The organism is Roseobacter phycocola (assembly GCF_042055075.2).
Taxonomy (GTDB): domain Bacteria; phylum Pseudomonadota; class Alphaproteobacteria; order Rhodobacterales; family Rhodobacteraceae; genus Roseobacter.
Genome location: NZ_CP194010.1, coordinates 1,875,447 through 1,892,812 on the forward strand (window position 1 = coordinate 1,875,447; position 17,366 = coordinate 1,892,812).

Genomic DNA, 17,366 nt, shown 5'->3' on the forward strand with positions numbered 1-17,366 from the left:
CCCCGGCCGCGCGTCATGTCATGGCCGCCATCAGTTCGCGCCCGACCAGCATCCGGCGGATCTCCGATGTGCCGGCCCCGATCTCCATCAGCTTTGCATCACGGAACAGGCGGCTCACCGGGCTGTCGCTCAGGAACCCGGCACCGCCCATCGCCTGGACTGCCTGATGCGCCTGCACCATCGCCTGCTCCGAGGCATAAAGACAGCAGGCCGCCGCGTCCTGACGGGTCACATCGCCCCGGTCACAAGCCTTGGCCACCTCGTAAACATACGCCCGCGCGGAATTCATCGCGGTATACATATCGGCGATTTTGCCCTGCATCAGCTGAAAGTTCCCGATGGGCTGGCCGAACTGCTTACGCTCTGAAAGATAAGGCATAATAGCATCCAGACAGGCCGCCATGATGCCGGTTCCGATCCCGGCCAGCACCACGCGTTCGTAATCCAAACCGGACATCAGCACGGCGACACCCCGCCCCTCTTCGCCCAGCACGTTCTCAAAGGGCACCTGAACGTCCTCAAAGATCAGCTCGGCCGTGTTCGACCCCCGCATGCCCAGCTTGTCGAAATGGGGGCTTGTCGAAAAACCGGTCATCTCTTTTTCGATCAGAAAAGCGGTAATCCCCTTCGATCCCGCATCCGGGTCCGTCTTGGCATAGACCACAAGGGTATCCGCGTCCGGACCATTAGTGATCCAGTATTTATTGCCGTTCAGACGGTAATGATCATTGCGCTTTTCAGCGCGCAGTTTCATCGACACCACGTCAGATCCCGCGCCCGCTTCGGACATTGCAAGAGCGCCGACATGCTGGCCCGAAATCAGCCCCGGCAGATATTTCTCTTTCTGCTCATGCGTTCCGTTGAGCTTGATCTGGTTCACGCAGAGATTTGAATGCGCGCCATAAGAGAGCGAAACAGAGGCACTGGCGCGGGCTATTTCCTCAATGGCGACTGTATGCGCGAGATACGACATGCCCGCACCGCCGTAGTCTTCATCAACGGTGATCCCCAGCAGGCCCAGCTCTCCCATCTCGGTCCAGAGCTCTGGCGGAAAGCAGTTTGAGCTGTCAATTTCTGCGGCCATCGGGGCGACACGGTCCTGCGCCCAGCGGTGCACCATGTCGCGCAGCGCATTGATATCCTCGCCCAGATCAAACTGCATCGTCGCATTAAACATGCGGCATGGTCCCCCTGCTGATTCTGTCACCAGAATTTATTGAACACTTGTTCATATATTACGGCGAAGATTTCAGGGCGGTCAAGCCGCAGCGCAGCGAAACCGCCCCCGCGCGGGTCTGCAGATTGTGCTCAGTTACAGAGGACGCCGGCCCGGCGTGTCACGCGTCAGGCAGCGTCCTGCCAGACAGCGCCCACCTCGGTCCGGATAATGCGGGCAATCAGATCGCAGTCCTCCAGCGAAAAGGTCAGTGGCACGCGCATGTCCACTACACCGGCAAGCACACGGTCACTGGCGGGCATCGGCGCGGACGGCGCATAACGCCAGCTGTCATAGCGGCTGGTAAAGGCCTGCGGTTCTGGTGCGCCGAACCACTTCAGCTCAACACCACGCGCGGCACAGCGCGCGATCACGTCCCGCACCGCATCATCCGTCCAGTCCAGCAGCAGAAACTGAATGGAGGAGCCGACAATGGTTTCCTCCGACGGGCGCTCGATAACGGTCAGCCCTGGCGTGCCTCGCAGGCCGGTCTCCAGCCGGTAATACCGTTCGTTCCAGCGGCGGCACTGGGTCTGCAGGTCTGCCAGTTGCGGGCGCAGGACCGCTGCCCGGAGATTGTCCATGCGACCGGAAATGTTCGGCGTTTCATAGCGGATGGTCTCAAAAGCTTCTTTGGGTGGTGCGGCCAGGTGGCGTTCATACAGCATATAAGAGCCGGACATCATAACCGCGCGGGCAGCAAGCTCGGCATCGTCGGTGACAAGAAACCCGCCCTCACCGGAATTGACGTGTTTGTACGTCTGGCAGGAATAGCATCCCGCCGCGCCACTGCGCCCCGACGGCACGTCTTTCCAAGCGGCCCCCATAGTGTGGGCGCAATCCTCAATCACGGTAATCCCGGCCCCGTCGCAGAAGTCCATAAGCCGTTCCATGTCACAGATATGACCCCGCATGTGGCTGAGCAGCAGGAATTTCGCCCCGTCTGCTTTAGCCTCAAGATCATCAAGATCGATGGTCAACGCTTCTGTCACGCCAACAAAAACCGGAACCGCCCCCACTGCCGCAATCGCCCCGGGTACCGGCGCCAGTGTGAAGGCGTTGGACAGAACGTGGTCGCCCGGCACCACACCCGCCGCGCGCAGCGCGGTAGCCATCGCATATCCGCCCGAGGCCACGGCCACGCAATAGCGCGCGCCAGTCAGAGCAGCGAATTCCTGCTCCAGCAGTGCGGTCTCGCTGAGCTCACCCGGCACCGTGTTGTAGCGGTGCAGACGGCCGTGCCGCATGACCTCAACCGCCGCCTCAATACCGGCCTCCGGGATCGGTTCCTGTTGCGTGAAACTGCCTGTGAATACGTCTGTCATATGAACCTCCGCGCGCTGCAGAAACTGTGAGGGAAAGATCGCGGCCCGGTCAAGCCAGCAAACGGGTGGCAAGAGCGGGTAGATCGGAAAAACGCTCCAGCAGAGCCTCCGGCTCCAACGCGGCCATATCTCCGCCCGCCGGCCCGAAGGTCACCAGAACACTGGGCACACCTGCAGCGCGCGCTGTGTTCCGGTCGGTGTCCGAATCTCCGATCAGGATGCATTGTGCGGGGTCTCCGCCCGCGCGCCGTGCGGCCTCAAAAAGCGGTTCAGGATCGGGTTTGCGCACCGGCAGCGTATCTGCCCCCACCAGCGAGGCAAAGGCATCTCGCACGCCAAGGCGCTGCATCAGCGTTTCGGCCAGCGCCTCCGGTTTGTTGGTGCAGATGCCCACGCCAAATCCCAGCCGCTCCAGTTCTGCGACAGCCTCCATCGCCCCCGGATAAAGGTACGTGTGCACATCAATGGCCGTACCGTAGGCCTCCAGCAGCACAGGATAATACCGGTCGATCGTGTCCTCATCATTTGCGCGTCCCTGGCGTGCCATGCCTAACCGCAGCATCGCCCGCCCCCCGCGCAGGGCCGTACCCGCATCCCGGCCCGGGTCCAGCAGATCACCCGCACCCATGTCGCGGAAACAGACATTCGCCGCCGCAATCAGGTCACCGCTGGTGTCCGCCAGCGTGCCGTCCAGATCAAAGATCACTGTTTTCATTCGATTACTCCCGCCCCCGGGCGACGCATTGGCAAAAAGGCGCACACATTGTTGCAACACGCAACCATGTTTGATTGCGCCACGCTTGCGCCACACGACCCAGCGGATAAACAGGCGCCCGACGGATTACAAAGAGAAACCGCATGAAAACCGCCCTTATCATCCTTGCCGCTGGCAAAGGCACCAGGATGAACTCGGACCTGCCGAAAGTTCTTCACCCGCTGGGGTCAGCGCCGCTCCTGGCCCATGCGATGCGTGCGGGTGCCACGCTTGCACCGGAACATACCGTTGTTGTTGCAGGGCATGGAGCCGAACAGGTGCGCCGCGCGGCCCTGGAACAGGATCCGACCGTGCATGTGGCAGAACAGACGGAGCAGCTCGGCACCGGCCATGCCGCAGCCCAGGCCAGGACTGCTCTGGCTGGTTTCGACGGCACCGCAATTGTTCTGTTCGGCGACACACCTTTCGTGCAGCCCGAAACCCTGTCTGCCATGCTTGCCGCGCGCGGCGCAGGTCATGACGTTGTGGTTCTTGGTTTTGAGGCCGCGGACCCGGGTCGCTATGGCCGGCTGGTCATGACCGGTGACATCCTGGAACGGATCGTCGAATTCAAGGACGCCAGCGACGCTGAGCGGCAGATCAGCCTTTGCAACAGCGGGGTACTGGCCTGCGATGCGGCGTTGCTGTTTGACCTCATTGAGGCCACCGGGAATGATAACGCCTCGGGCGAATACTACCTGACGGACGTGGTGGGACTGGCCCGCGCTCGGGGCCTGAAGGCAACGGCGGTCACCTGCGATGAGGCCGAGACCCTGGGCATCAACACACGGGCCGAACTGGCAGGTGCCGAGGCGGCCTTTCAGGCCCGTGCCCGCGCTGCGGCCTTTGAAAACGGTGTGACGATGCCCGCCCCTGACACGGTCCAGTTCGCCCTGGACACAGTTGTGGGGCGCGACACGGTCATCGAACCCAATGTGGTTTTCGGTCCCGGGGTCACCGTTGAAAGTGGCGCTGTGATACGCGCCTTTTCGCATCTCGAAGGCTGTCATGTGGCGCGCGGCGGTATCGTTGGCCCCTACGCACGCCTGCGCCCCGGTGCGGAGCTTTCTGAGGATGTGCGTGTCGGCAACTTTGTTGAGGTCAAAAACGCGCAGATTGGTCCGGGCACCAAAGTAAACCACCTCAGCTACATCGGCGACGCCACCCTGGGGAGCGGAACCAACGTCGGCGCCGGCACGATTACCTGTAATTATGACGGCGTGATGAAGCACCATACCCACATCGGTGACAATGTTTTCATTGGCTCGAACACGATGCTGGTTGCCCCGGTACATATCGGCGATTCCGCGATGACAGGCAGCGGATCGGTGATCACGTCAGACGTCGAACCGGAGGCTCTGGCCCTTGCACGGGCGCATCAGGTCGAAAAACCGGGCATGGCAACAAAATTGTTGCAAATTCTGAAGGCCAGGAAGGCCAAACAGCAGCGAGGCAGCTGAAAATGTGTGGTATTGTAGGGGTCCTTGGCGATCACGAAGTCGCTCCCATTCTTGTGGAAGCGCTGAAACGGCTTGAATACCGGGGCTATGACAGCGCCGGGATTGCCACTGTGAGCAATGGCGTGCTCGACCGCCGGCGGGCCGTAGGCAAGCTGGTCAGCCTGTCCGATCTGCTGGTGCATGAACCTCTGGCGGGCAAGTCCGGGATAGGCCATACCCGCTGGGCCACGCACGGCGAACCTTCGGTAAACAATGCCCATCCGCACCAGTCGGGACCCGTGGCTGTTGTGCACAACGGCATCATCGAAAACTTCCGTGATCTGCGCACAGAGCTGGCCGAAAACGGTCTGACCTGCGTCACAGACACGGATACCGAAACCGTCAGCCTGCTGGCGCAGCATTACCTCAGCCGGGGGCTGAGCCCCGCCGACGCAGCGCACCGGACCCTCGACCGGCTTGAGGGTGCTTTCGCACTCGCCTTCCTGTTCTCAGGTGAGGACGATCTGATGATCGGCGCGCGCAAAGGCTCACCGCTTGCGGTAGGGCATGGGGACGGCGAAATGTATCTGGGGTCGGATGCGATTGCACTGGCGCCGATGACGGATCAGATCACCTATCTCGAAGAGGGTGACCGCGTGTTCATGACACGCACCACCCTGTCGATCACAGACAGCGCAGGAAATCCCGTTGAGCGGCCTGTTCAGACGATCCAGGCGGACGCCACGCGTATCGACAAAGCCGGTCACAAACACTTCATGGCCAAGGAGATCGCCGAACAGCCTTCTGTTATGGCCGGTGCGCTGAGCCACTATCTGTCGTCTGACGGCACCATCACTCTGCCGGAAGGTGGCGTGGATTTCGCCAAAACAGAGCGCCTGACCCTCGTGGCCTGCGGCACGGCTTATCTTGCCTGCCTGTCGGCAAAGCACTGGTTTGAGGAAATCGCGCGGCTGCCCGTCGATGTCGATGTAGCATCTGAATTCCGTTATCGCGAACCGCCGATCCCGGCGAATACGGCTGCCCTGTTCGTCAGCCAGTCCGGTGAGACGGCCGACACGCTCGCCGCTCTGCGGTTCTGTCAGGGCAAGGTGTCGCACATCATGTCAGTGGTGAATGTGCCGGAAAGCTCAATCGCCCGCGAGAGCGATCTGGTGCTGCCGATCTATGCCGGTGTCGAAGTGGGCGTAGCCTCGACCAAAGCCTATACCTGTCAGCTTGTTGTCCTGCTCATGATGGCACTGAAAGCCGCCCGGGACCGCGGCACAATTGATGACGAAACACTCACAGAGCATATCGCGGCGCTGCGCGGCGTGCCCGGCGTGATCAGCCAGGCTCTGGGGATCAGCGAAGAGACACAGCGCACCGCCCAGAAGATATCCGAAGCAAGGGATGTACTGTTTCTGGGGCGTGGTCAGATGTACCCGCTTGCCATGGAAGGCGCCCTGAAACTGAAGGAAATCAGCTATATACACGCCGAAGGGTATGCCTCCGGTGAGCTGAAGCACGGCCCGATTGCACTTGTCGATCAGTATGTACCTGTTGTCGTCATGGCGCCGCGGGACCGGCTTTTCGACAAAACAGTCAGCAACATGCAGGAAGTCATGGCCCGCAAAGGACGCGTCATTCTGGTGTCAGACCGCAAAGGGATTGAGGAAGCCGGCGAAGGGACATTTGCGACCATCGAACTGCCCGCAGTCTCCGAAATCGTGACGCCGATCCTCTATGCGATCCCGGCCCAGCTGCTGGCCTATTACACGGCCGTGGCCAAGGGCACCGACGTGGACCAGCCGCGCAACCTGGCAAAATCGGTCACGGTGGAATAACTGCAGAAACTAACCGCCGCGCCGGACGGACAATGTCACCAGCGCGGTCAGCGGTGCCTCAAGAACGCGCAGGGCGGCCAGCGAAATGCGGCTGCCCGCCGTTGCCGGGCCATCAATCGGAAGCAGTGTTACCGACGCGGATCTGCCCGTCGTCCGATCCGTGACCACACCTTTTGTTTCAACAGTAACCAAGGGGGTTTTCAGCCAGAAACCCTGCTCCGCCGGGTTACCGAGCGATGCGACGGTCTCCCCAAGTGCAGTCCCGGCTGAAGACACGCGACGCGCAGCAGACCGCTCTGCATCTGATGAGCGATCCAGACTGGCCGCAGTCTGCACACCGGTCGCGGGCACAAGGGCATCGGCCACGCCATCGGCACCGATCGGTTCAGACGCCTCAGACGCGGTGAGTTCCGGCAGCCCGCTGCCACCAAGTTCCAGGTTTACACGCTGTTCGAGACGCTGAAGCTGTTCACATCCGCCAACAGCAACGGTCAGCACCAGAGCCAGAAACACGCGCTTCAAAGGTATTTCACGATCCACTGTCTGCATGCTCCCTGCATAGCGCGCGCCCACCCGTCCCACAATGCGGAATACTCTTGCCGCCGGTTAACGCAGCGCTTACCACTGTTGGTATGAGTGCTCCATTGATTGATCCCTTCGCACGCGCGATCACCTATCTGCGGGTCTCCGTCACCGACCGGTGCGACTTCCGCTGCGTTTACTGCATGTCAGAAAACATGACGTTCCTGCCAAAAAAGGAACTGCTCACGCTCGAAGAGCTGGACCGCATGTGCTCGACCTTTGTGAACCTGGGCGTGCAGAAACTGCGGATCACCGGCGGCGAGCCTCTGGTGCGCAAAGGCATTATGACCTTCTTTGAGAGCATGTCGCGCCATCTTGAAAGCGGCCAGCTGAAAGAACTGACGCTGACAACCAACGGCAGCCAACTGGAGCGCTTTGCCAAGGACCTTTACGCGGCAGGTGTGCGGCGTGTGAATGTATCGCTCGACACGCTTGATGAACAGAAATTCGCGGATGTGACGCGCTGGGGCCGCCTGCCCCAGGTGCTGCGCGGCATTGATGCAGCACAGAATGCCGGTCTGCGTGTAAAACTGAACGCGGTGGCGCTGAAGGGATTCAATGAACCCGAACTGCCCGCGATCACACAGTGGTGCGCCGAACGGGATATGGACCTGACCTGGATCGAGGTCATGCCGATGGGCGATATCGGTAACGAAGACCGCCTTGGTCAATACTGGTCGCTCAAGGACGTGCGCGCGCGCTATGCTGAGCACTACACGGTGACAGATCTGGCAGAACGCACCGGTGGACCCGCGCGTTACGTGCGGCTCGAAGAAACGGGTCAGAAAATCGGGTTCATCACCCCGCTGAGCCACAACTTCTGTGAAAGCTGCAACAGGGTCCGCATCACCTGCACCGGCGAGATCTATATGTGTCTCGGGCAGGAAGATATGGCTGATCTGCGCGCCCCCCTGCGGGCCCATCCGGACGATAACGGCCCGCTTGAGGACGCCATCCGTGCGGCCATTGCGCTGAAGCCAAAGGGGCACGATTTCGACTATTCCCGACAACGGACGGACGGGCAGATGTCCCGGCACATGAGCCACACCGGCGGCTGACCAGTCCAATGCGCACGCCATTGCTTTTCAGGTTCTACGTGGTGGTCACCGCGCTGGTGACGCCGTTCGCCGCATGGTTTGAGATCCGCAAACTGCGCCGCGCGGGGTTTCCCGCGCTGAGAGCTCACGAAAAACTCGGAAACGCCAGTGCACCCCGCGCCGGCAGCGGGCCATTGATCTGGTTTCATGCGGCCTCTGTTGGCGAAAACCAGTCCGTTCTGTCGCTGATCCGCAGCATGGGCCAGATGCTGCCCCGCGCGCACTTCCTGATCACGTCCGGCACGCCGACCTCTGCCTATATTGTCGCCGAACATAAGCCGCCCCGGTCGGTGCACCAGTTCCCGCCGCTGGAGTCCGTCGGACCGGTACGCCGGTTCCTCGCGCACTGGCGGCCTTCGGCAGCTGTATTTGTCGAATGCGACCTGCGGCCTGTCATGTTACGCAGAACCAGAGCGCGCGGCACCCCCATGGCGCTGGTCAATGCACAGCCAGGCCCAAAATCCCGGAATTTATGGGAGAGAAAACCAGATGCCGCGGCCTTTGTCTTTGGGGTTTTCGATCTGATCCTGACCCGGAATGATGATATGGCAGAAGCAATGGTTGCCATGAACGCCCCCGCGGACCGCGTGGCCCGGGGCATTGACCTCAAATCGCTCCCCGACCCGCTGCCAAGTGACCCGGCGATCACCGCGCGGGTTCGCGCGTCACTGAAAGGACGGCCAGTTTGGGTCGCGGCCTGTACGCACCGTGGAGAAGAAGAAGCGATCCTCGCGGCACATCATGCCCTGCTGCGTCAGCATCCTGATCTCATGCTGATCCTCGTGCCCCAACTGCCGGAGCGGTCTGACGAGGTCGCGACGCACATCGACACCGCAGGTCTGACTCACGCGACACGGTCAAAAGACGAAAAGATCACTGATACGCATTCTGTCTATCTTGCGGATGCGCCGGGCGAACTGGGCAGCTGGTACGCGCTGACGGACATCGTGTTTCTCGGCGGCTCGCTGGTGCCATTCGGTGGGTACGACCCTGTCGACGTGGCGCAGGCGAATGCAGCAGTGCTGTCAGGCCAGCATGTCGGTAATTTCGCAGATACCTACGACAGCATGACGACGCGCGGTGCTGCTGTGCTGGTCGATGGCACGGCGGAACTTGCAGGCGAAGTGCATGAGATGCTGAGCAACACGCCCTACCGGAAACAGGCGGTTGCCGCAGCGGGTGATTTCGTTAGAGGCCGTTCGGAAGAACTGGACCAGATCGCACGCCGTCTGATCCGCGCACTGGATCTTGAGGAAATGAGCTGACGCCTGACAGCCTGCCCATTCCGGTCTGCATGTCCGCATGAAACCGCGTCCCGCATACGAACGGCAGGAGGCGTCCTGGTCAGCCAGCAGTCCCGGCAGCTGTTGCCAGCTCCCGGGCTCTTCCCACGACGTCAAGGCAGCCGCATTCAGGCCGCCGGCATTCTGCGTTCAACGATTTCCGCCCACCAGCTGCAGCCTGCAGGGATCGCATCATCGTTGAAATTGTATTCCGGGTGATGCAGCCGCGCGCTTGGCCCGTTGCCCATCAGGATATAAGCCCCCGGACGCTCTTCCAGCATAAAGGCGAAATCTTCGCCGCCCATGACCAGCTCTGCATCGGCGCAGTCGCCCGACACTGAGCGCGCCACATCAGCCGCGAACTCTGTCTGTTCCGGATGGTTCACCGTGACGGGGTAGTTGCGCACATAATTGATACGCCCGGTGGCGCCAAAATTCTCTGCCAAACCTTCCACGAGCCGTGTCAGACGCGTTTCAACAAGATCGCGCACTTCGCTGCTCATCGTGCGGGCGGTGCCTTTGAGGGTCACGGACTGTGGAATCACATTGAAGGCATTTGACGATGTCTCAAAAGACGTGATCGACATAACCAGCTGGTCGACCGGGTCGGCGTTCCGGCTGGCGATAGACTGCGCGGCCAGAACGATGTGGCTGGCGACCACGGTCGGATCAATGGTCTGGTGCGGGAATGCGGCATGGCCACCCTTCCCCTCAATCTCGATCTCAAAGATATCTGTCGCGGCGAAAAACGGCCCTGTGCGGATAGCGAACTGGCCCGTTTCCATGCCGGGCCAGTTGTGCATGCCATAGACCTCGTCGATACCAAAACGCTCCATAAGGCCGTCTTCGCACATCTCGCGACCACCGCCGCCGCCTTCTTCGGCTGGCTGGAAAATAACAGCGACGGTGCCATCGAAATTGCGCGTTTCGGCCAAGTAACGGGCAGCGCCCAGCAGCATTGCGGTGTGCCCGTCATGCCCGCAGGCATGCATTTTACCGGGTTCTTTAGATACATATTCAACGCCGGTTTCTTCAAGGATCGGAAGCGCATCCATATCGGCGCGCAGACCAATAACCTTTCCGGAAGTATCTGATTTGCCGCGAATAACGCCGACAACACCGGTCCGACCGATGCCTGTCACGACGTCATCGCACCCGAAGGCCTGCAGTTTGTCAGCCACCAGTGCGGAGGTCCGGTGCGTATCAAACAGCAGTTCCGGATTTTCGTGCATATCGCGCCGCCATGCGGTGATATCTTCGTGCAGTTCGGCAAAACGGTTCTTCACTGGCATGGTGTCACTCCAAAGGTTTCGGGCCGGTGATTGCTCCGGCAGCCACATCTCAGGTTGTATAGCACGCGGGCGGGGCCGCAAGGGTCACACCTGCGGCATTCACGTCAAAGTGCCGGACCAAGCTCCATCCGGGTGCCGTCCCTGAACCGGCCAAACCGGAACCTGTACAGATCATGACCGGCGGGCCCGCCCGTTGCGAGTGCTGCCAGAATGCGCCCCATGGCAGGTCCGATCCCGAACCCATGCCCGCTCATGCCCGTCCCAAGAACCAGCCCCGGCAGCGCGTCGATCCGGTCAACGACCGGCACAACATCGGGCATCGTATCGATCATCCCCGCCCATGCGTGGGTCAGGCTGAAATCCGGCAGGTCCGGGAAAAGCTGTGCAAAATCGCGGCGCACCTGGCGCAGTTTACCGGTATTGGGCGCCGGGTTCAGCACACGGCAGTTTTCAAACGGGCCGGGGCTGTCCGCCGGCCAGCTGCGCGGTGTGCCCCAGGCATCGGGGTAACCCGCAGGGGCACCGGGCAGGAAGCGGGTGCCTAAGGGATCGGCCCGCAATTGCCGCAGAAACTTTGGCAGTGCGCGGAACGCATCCCACCCAAGAAACAGCTCGTGAAAGCCGCCCGCCGCCAGCGTGTAGCCACCGTCGGCCCGGTACCGGAACGCCAGCCCCTTGTCGGCGACGCCACCCGGCGTGACCTGTGGCAGCGCCGAGGTCGCAGCGACCGTCGCGCGCACGGAAAGCTGCGGCAGGGACACACCGTGATTGCGCAGAAACAGTGACGACCAGGCGCCCCCGGCGAGCACCACTGTCTGCGTCCGGATGCGGCCTGCTTCGGTGACCACGCCGCTGACCCGCCCGGCCGACAGATCCAGCGCGCGTACTGCGCAGTTTTCCCGGATGACCGCGCCTGCGCGCACGGCAATACCGGCGAGCGCGGGCACGGCCCGCCAGGGTTCTGCGCGCATGTCTGATGCGGTGTAAAGTGCGCCTGCGAAACGACGCGACATACCGGGCACGAGTTCAGCGGTCTCCGCCGCGGTCAGAAGCCGCGTATCTGTGCCGTGGACGCGGGCATAGGGCAGCCAGGCGCCATACTTTTCCAGCTCTGCCTGCGTGCGTGCGAGATAGGTCACGCCGCCGGTGGTCAGACCGATGTTTTCATTCGTTTCCTGCGATAACTCGCGCCAGAGATGCCCGGCCTCGACCATGATCGGCAGCTCATCGGGATCACGGCCCTGCTGCCGGATCCAGCCCCAGTTCCTGCCGGATTGCTCCCCCGCGATACGGCCCTTTTCAAGCAACACCACACGGTGCCCCGCCCGTGCCAGGAAAAGGGCGGTTGACACGCCAATGACGCCACCGCCGATCACGACCACGTCTGTTTCTTCCGGAAGTTCCCCCTGATGCGTTACGGGCGACGCATCCGAAATCGGGATCCCCTGCATTGCGATACCTGGCTCAGTTGCAGAGCGTTCCGACCAGGCGCTCCATAAAGCGGTGCCCGGCCTGAAACTGTGCTTTGGTGATGTATTCGTTCGGCTGGTGGGCCTGCGCAATATCACCCGGCCCGCAGATCACTGCGGAATAACCGGCTTCCTGGAACTGGCCGGCTTCTGTGCCATAGCTGACAACGTGGCTCGCGTTGTCGCCTGTGATCCGGCGCACCAGCGTCTCTGCCGCTCCGGCCTCTTCAGGTGTCAGGGCCGGAACGTCAAAGCGGGGTGTGACCGTGATGCGTGTTTCCGGTACAACCGCCTGCATCATCGCCTCAATCTCTGCGACACGTGCGCGGTAGCGCTCCTCCCAGATGGCCTTGTCCTCGCCCGGGACCACGCGGAAATCCATGGCGAAACGGCAGTCTTTGGCTGTGATGTTATGGGCAGTACCGCCAGAGATCATTCCCACATGCGCTGTCGTGTAAGGCGGGTCAAAAGCGCGGGCCAGCGCCCCGGGTTCAGCGTCGCGGTTGGCGGTGTTGATGTCATTGGCCCAGTCAATGAGCTTGGCACTATACATCACCGCATTCACTCCGCGGTCCAGAATGGAGCTGTGCACCTCGAAGCCCTGGACATGCGTGTCAAATCCGGTACCGCCCTTGTGGCCTGAAACGGCCTGCATCATGGAGGGCTCCCCGACAATCACCGCGGCCCCCTTGGGCAGGACGGGCTGCATCGCTTCGATCATCGGCGGCGCACCGGTGCAGCCGATCTCTTCATCAAAGCTCAGCGCCAGCTGCAGCGGACGGGCCAGTGGTGCATATTTTGCCTCCACCAGCGCCCAGATCGCCAGCGCGTCAAACCCTTTCATGTCGCAAGTACCGCGCCCGACGTAGCGGTCCTCCAGTTCCGTCACCTCAAACGGATCAGACTCCCAGGGTTGTCCGTCCACCGGTACAACATCGGTATGACCGGACAGAACAATGGCCCCCTCTTCCCAGGGTCCGACATGGGCAAAGAGCGCGGCCTTGGGCTCATCAGGTTTGAGATAGCGGTGCGCCGCGATACCGTGCGAACTGAGGTATTCCTCGACCCAGTCCACAAGCGGCAGATTGGTGTCGCGGCTGACGGTTGGAAAGCTCACGAGCTTCCGCATGATCTCCAGGGGGGACAGGCGTTCGGTCATGACCGTCAGTACCCGCTGTCGGTTTCCAGGATCAGGTGACCCGGTTCCACTTCGCGGTAGACGGAAGGCTCAGGCACATAGCCCGCAGGATGGATGGGCGACGGAATCGGCTTGAAGTTAAGCTCGCTTTCGTCCTTGCGCTGGCGCGGATCGGCGATTGGCACCGCCTTCATGAGCGCCTGTGTGTAGGGATGCTGTGGGTTTTCAAAGACACGCGCACGGGGGCCCAGCTCGACAATGCGTCCCAGATACATCACACCCACGTGGTGGCTGACGCGTTCCACAACCGCCATGTCATGGCTGATGAACAGAAACGACAGCCCCAGTTCGGCCTGCAGTTCCATCATCAGGTTGAGCACCTGCGCCTGAACGGACACATCAAGTGCCGACACGGCCTCGTCCGCGATGATCAGTTTGGGGTTCAGTGCAAGCGCGCGCGCGATGGCCACACGCTGCCGCTGGCCCCCGGACAGCTCGTGCGGGAACCGGCGCATGAAACTGCGGGGCAGCTCAACGCGGTCGAACAGCATCGCAACACGGTCCGTCACCGCCTGCCCGCTCAGGGTTCCGAAATTGTGGATGGGCTCGGCCACCTGTTCCGCCAGCTGCATCTGCGGATTGAGCGATGCGAACGGATCCTGAAAAATCATCTGCATATCCAGCCGCGCCTTGCGCAGTCCACGCTGATCAAGGGACATGATGTCTGTCCCATCGAGGTTCACTTCGCCCGACAGCGGCTCAACGAGGCGGAGCACCGAGCGTCCGGCAGATGATTTGCCACATCCGGATTCGCCCACAAGGCTCAGCGTCTGACCCTTGTTGATCGAAAAGGACAAATCCTCCACCGCATGAACATTCGCAACCGTCCGGCGGAAGAAACCGCCCTTGACCGGGAAGCGCGTGGTCAGATTCTTTACCGTGAGAAGCACCTCGTCAGTGCCGGGGATCGGCAGGATCTCTCCCTGCTCGCGCCCCAGGAGCTTCATCGGTTCAGGCGCGGACTTGCCGCTCATTTCGCCCAGCTTGGGCACGGCTGCCAGCAGCGCCCTGGTGTAGGCGTGCTGCGGGTTCTCGAAAATATCGGCGACAGGGCCTTCCTCAACCTTGTTGCCGCGGAACATCACCACCACCCGGTCGGCCATCTGCGCCACTACGGCCATATCGTGCGTGATAAACATGACGGCCGTGCCGGTCTCGCGCTTGAGCCGGTCCATCAGGGCCAGGATCTCTGCCTGAATTGTCACGTCCAGCGCGGTTGTCGGCTCATCCGCAATGAGCAGCCGGGGTTTGCAGGCCAGCGCCATCGCGATCACTACACGCTGCCGCATACCGCCTGACAGCTCGTGCGGGTATTGTTTCAGGCGCCGTTCCGGTTCCGGAATGCGCACCTCGCGCAGCAACTCAAGAGCGCGGGCCTCCGCTTCGGATTTGCTCATGTTCTTATGAAGCCGCAGGCCCTCGGTCAGTTGCCGGCCCACGGTGAAAACCGGATTGAGCGCGGTCATCGGCTCCTGAAAAATCATGCCGATTTCATTGCCGCGGATTGTACGCATCAGCTCGGCATCAGTCGCCGCAAGATCCACCTGCCCGCCTTCAGAGCGGTCAAACATCAGCTGACCACCGGCAATCTCGCCACCACCGAATTCAACGAGGCGCATCAGGGACAGCGAAGACACGGATTTGCCCGACCCGCTCTCGCCCACGACGCAGACAGTTTCGCCCGCTTTTATTTCAAAGGACACATCCTCAACACCGACAACGGGCCCGTCCTTGGTCTGAAACTCGACCCGGAGCCCCCGGATTTCTGCGATAGGACGGGTTTCTTCCCGTGTCTCAGTCTGATCCAGCATGCCTGACCCCGTTGTTCCCTGCAGCGACGCTAAGGCCATGAAGCAGGCAGTGTCAAACCCTGCCGGCGTCTTTCCATGGCGTCAGCTATGACAAGGCTTGCTTTTTCCGCAAAACATGCTTCGATGTGGCCACGCATCCGGGGGGATCGGCTGAATTTCTGAACGAAAAGCCAGAGTTCAGTCCTGTAACCCGCTGGAAATGATAGCGAAAAAATGCAGTCCCATTCTGTGGGCTGTTGAAACGGCATTTTGATGTCCAACACGGAGTAAAACATGAAACTCAGAACCTTACTGATGGGCGCGATCGCGACCACAGCGCTTGCACCGGTTGTCCTAGCGGACGGCCACGAGGGCGAGCGGGGCCGCGATGGCGAGGTCAAAATCATCTACTGGCAGGCGCCGTCGATCCTGAACCCGTATCTGTCGGGTGGTACGAAGGATCTCGAATCTGCGTCGCTGGTGATCGAACCTCTTGGACGCTATGACGAGAACGGCGCACTTGTGCCCTTCCTCGCCGAAGAAATCCCAACCGTTGAAAACGGCGGCGTGGCAGCCGATCTGACCTCGATCACATGGAAGCTCAAGTCCGGGCTGCTGTGGTCTGATGGCTCGGCAGTCACATCTGCGGACGTCAAATTCACGGCTGATTACTGCATGCACCCCGAAGGTGGCTGTGCGCAGGGCGCCAAATTCGACGGCGTTGAAAACGTTGAGATCCTCGACGATCTGACGGTAAAAGTTACGTTCAACCAGCCGCAACCGAACCCGTATGGGCCCTTCATGGGTGGTCAGTCGCCGATCATTCAGGCGGCACAGTTTGCGGACTGCCTCGGTGCCAAAGCGCCTGAGTGCACCGAAGCAAACTTCAACCCGATCGGCACCGGCCCCTTTGTTGTGACGGACTTCCGCCCCAACGATGTGATCCAGATGGTCGCCAACGAGAACTTCCGTGAGCCCGGTAAACCTGCGTTCGCCTCGCTGACCTTCAAAGGTGGCGGTGACGCAACTGCGGCCGGCCGTTCGGTGATGGAAACCGGTGAATTCGATTATGCCTGGAACATGCAGCTGGCACCTGACGTACTGGCCAAAATGGCAGAAGGCGGCAAAGGTACACCGATTGCAGCGTTCGGCACGCTGGTGGAACGTCTGGAAATGAACCTGACGAACCCCTCGCCGGACCTGCCCGAAGGTGAACGTTCCACAGTGGCCCATGCGCACCCGTTCCTGAGCGATCTGAACGTCCGCAAAGCGCTGTCCATGGCGATTGACCGTCCGCTGCTGGTGGAAATCGGTTATGGCCAGGCAGGACGCCCGACATGTAACCTCGTGCCCGCTCCTGCGCTTTACGCATCCGACAACACAGAATGCCTGACACAGGACATCGACGGCGCAAATGCGCTGCTGGATGAAGCAGGCTGGGTCGACAGCGATGGTGACGGCGTGCGTGACAAGGACGGCGTGAAACTGTCGATCCTCTATCAGACATCCACCAACGCTGTGCGTCAGGACTTCCAGGCGCTCATCAAGGAATGGTGGGGCATGATCGGTGTTGAAACCGAGCTGCGTAACCTCGATGCATCCGTGTTCTTCGGTGGTGACCCCGGTTCGCCTGACACCTTCCAGAAGTTCTATGCGGACGTGGAAATGTACGCCAACAACTTCGACGGCACAGACCCGCAGGCGTACCTGTCGGCCTATCGTTGTGGCAACGAACCCAAGCCTTCGAGCCAGTGGCAGGGTGAGAACATCAACCGCTTCTGCGATCCTGAGTATGACGCGCTGCTCGACGAGCTGGCCCGGACAGGCGAGCTGGAAAAGCGCGGTGAGATCGCCAAGAAGCTGAACGATATGCTGACAAAAGACAGCTACACCATCGTTCCGCTGGTGGATCGTGGCCGTGTTTCCGCTGCGTCCAACACGCTGGGCGGTGTTATCCTGAACACCTGGGATTCCGAGCTGTGGAACGTTGCTGACTGGTACCGCATCGGCAACTGATGCAAATGGAGGCAGGGCGCGGTCATTCCGCGCCCTGTTCTCTGCCCGCCGGGAATAGTGC

Annotated in this window: 13 protein-coding genes; 5 read left to right on the forward strand and 8 right to left on the reverse strand. The window is 61.1% G+C overall.

The genetic code is table 11. From position 1 onward, the window contains the following. Nucleotides 1–13 precede the first annotated feature (13 nt). The 3 genes from AB4K19_RS09255 to AB4K19_RS09265 all read right to left on the reverse strand — a co-directional run bounded on the left by AB4K19_RS09255 (nucleotide 14) and on the right by AB4K19_RS09265 (nucleotide 3,256). Entirely contained in the window at nucleotides 14–1,177 is a 1,164-nt protein-coding gene (locus AB4K19_RS09255) for an isovaleryl-CoA dehydrogenase (protein WP_436399486.1), read from the reverse strand. Nucleotides 1,178–1,344: 167 nt separating this feature from the next. Beyond that, the gene (locus tag AB4K19_RS09260; RefSeq protein WP_375228106.1) at nucleotides 1,345–2,541 is read right to left on the reverse strand and encodes a DegT/DnrJ/EryC1/StrS family aminotransferase; all 1,197 of its coding nucleotides are present in this window, start codon (nucleotides 2,539–2,541) and stop codon (nucleotides 1,345–1,347) included. Nucleotides 2,542–2,590: 49 nt separating this feature from the next. Beyond that, entirely contained in the window at nucleotides 2,591–3,256 is a 666-nt protein-coding gene (locus tag AB4K19_RS09265) for an HAD-IA family hydrolase (RefSeq protein WP_375228107.1), read from the reverse strand. Between the two features lie 143 nt (nucleotides 3,257–3,399). On the opposite strand from AB4K19_RS09265, the gene glmU reads away from it, so the two are divergent. Then, a complete protein-coding gene (gene glmU / locus AB4K19_RS09270) occupies nucleotides 3,400–4,755 on the forward strand; it encodes a bifunctional UDP-N-acetylglucosamine diphosphorylase/glucosamine-1-phosphate N-acetyltransferase GlmU (protein ID WP_375228108.1) in 1,356 nt (451 codons plus the stop codon). Nucleotides 4,756–4,757: 2 nt separating this feature from the next. Then, nucleotides 4,758–6,578: a glutamine--fructose-6-phosphate transaminase (isomerizing) gene (gene glmS, locus AB4K19_RS09275; RefSeq protein ID WP_375228109.1), complete on the forward strand. Its 1,821-nt coding sequence runs from the start codon at nucleotides 4,758–4,760 to the stop codon at nucleotides 6,576–6,578. Between the two features lie 9 nt (nucleotides 6,579–6,587). Here glmS and AB4K19_RS09280 read toward each other — a convergent pair whose 3' ends face one another. Then, nucleotides 6,588–7,127: a hypothetical protein gene (locus tag AB4K19_RS09280; protein ID WP_436399487.1), complete on the reverse strand. Its 540-nt coding sequence runs from the start codon at nucleotides 7,125–7,127 to the stop codon at nucleotides 6,588–6,590. Between the two features lie 83 nt (nucleotides 7,128–7,210). Here AB4K19_RS09280 and moaA point away from each other — a divergent pair, with 83 nt between their 5' ends. Then, the gene (gene moaA, locus AB4K19_RS09285; protein ID WP_375230871.1) at nucleotides 7,211–8,218 is read left to right on the forward strand and encodes a GTP 3',8-cyclase MoaA; all 1,008 of its coding nucleotides are present in this window, start codon (nucleotides 7,211–7,213) and stop codon (nucleotides 8,216–8,218) included. Nucleotides 8,219–8,226: 8 nt separating this feature from the next. Further along, nucleotides 8,227–9,522: a 3-deoxy-D-manno-octulosonic acid transferase gene (locus AB4K19_RS09290; protein ID WP_375228111.1), complete on the forward strand. Its 1,296-nt coding sequence runs from the start codon at nucleotides 8,227–8,229 to the stop codon at nucleotides 9,520–9,522. Nucleotides 9,523–9,668: 146 nt separating this feature from the next. Here AB4K19_RS09290 and AB4K19_RS09295 read toward each other — a convergent pair whose 3' ends face one another. From AB4K19_RS09295 to AB4K19_RS09310, 4 genes are all read right to left on the reverse strand, one after another. After that, nucleotides 9,669–10,832 carry a M20 aminoacylase family protein gene (locus AB4K19_RS09295; protein ID WP_375228112.1) on the reverse strand — a complete coding sequence of 388 codons (1,164 nt, stop codon included), beginning with the start codon at nucleotides 10,830–10,832 and terminating at the stop codon, nucleotides 9,669–9,671. A 104-nt stretch (nucleotides 10,833–10,936) separates the two neighbouring features. Further along, nucleotides 10,937–12,283, reverse strand: a complete 1,347-nt coding sequence (locus AB4K19_RS09300; protein ID WP_375228113.1) for an NAD(P)/FAD-dependent oxidoreductase — start codon at nucleotides 12,281–12,283, stop codon at nucleotides 10,937–10,939. A gap of 13 nt (nucleotides 12,284–12,296) precedes the next feature. Then, nucleotides 12,297–13,460, reverse strand: a complete 1,164-nt coding sequence (gene argE / locus AB4K19_RS09305) for an acetylornithine deacetylase (protein WP_375228114.1) — start codon at nucleotides 13,458–13,460, stop codon at nucleotides 12,297–12,299. Between the two features lie 5 nt (nucleotides 13,461–13,465). Beyond that, nucleotides 13,466–15,310 carry an ABC transporter ATP-binding protein gene (locus tag AB4K19_RS09310; RefSeq protein ID WP_436399488.1) on the reverse strand — a complete coding sequence of 615 codons (1,845 nt, stop codon included), beginning with the start codon at nucleotides 15,308–15,310 and terminating at the stop codon, nucleotides 13,466–13,468. A 273-nt stretch (nucleotides 15,311–15,583) separates the two neighbouring features. Between AB4K19_RS09310 and AB4K19_RS09315 the strand changes: the two genes are divergently transcribed. Continuing rightward, nucleotides 15,584–17,305, forward strand: a complete 1,722-nt coding sequence (locus AB4K19_RS09315; RefSeq protein ID WP_436399489.1) for a peptide ABC transporter substrate-binding protein — start codon at nucleotides 15,584–15,586, stop codon at nucleotides 17,303–17,305. Nucleotides 17,306–17,366: the final 61 nt, after the last annotated feature.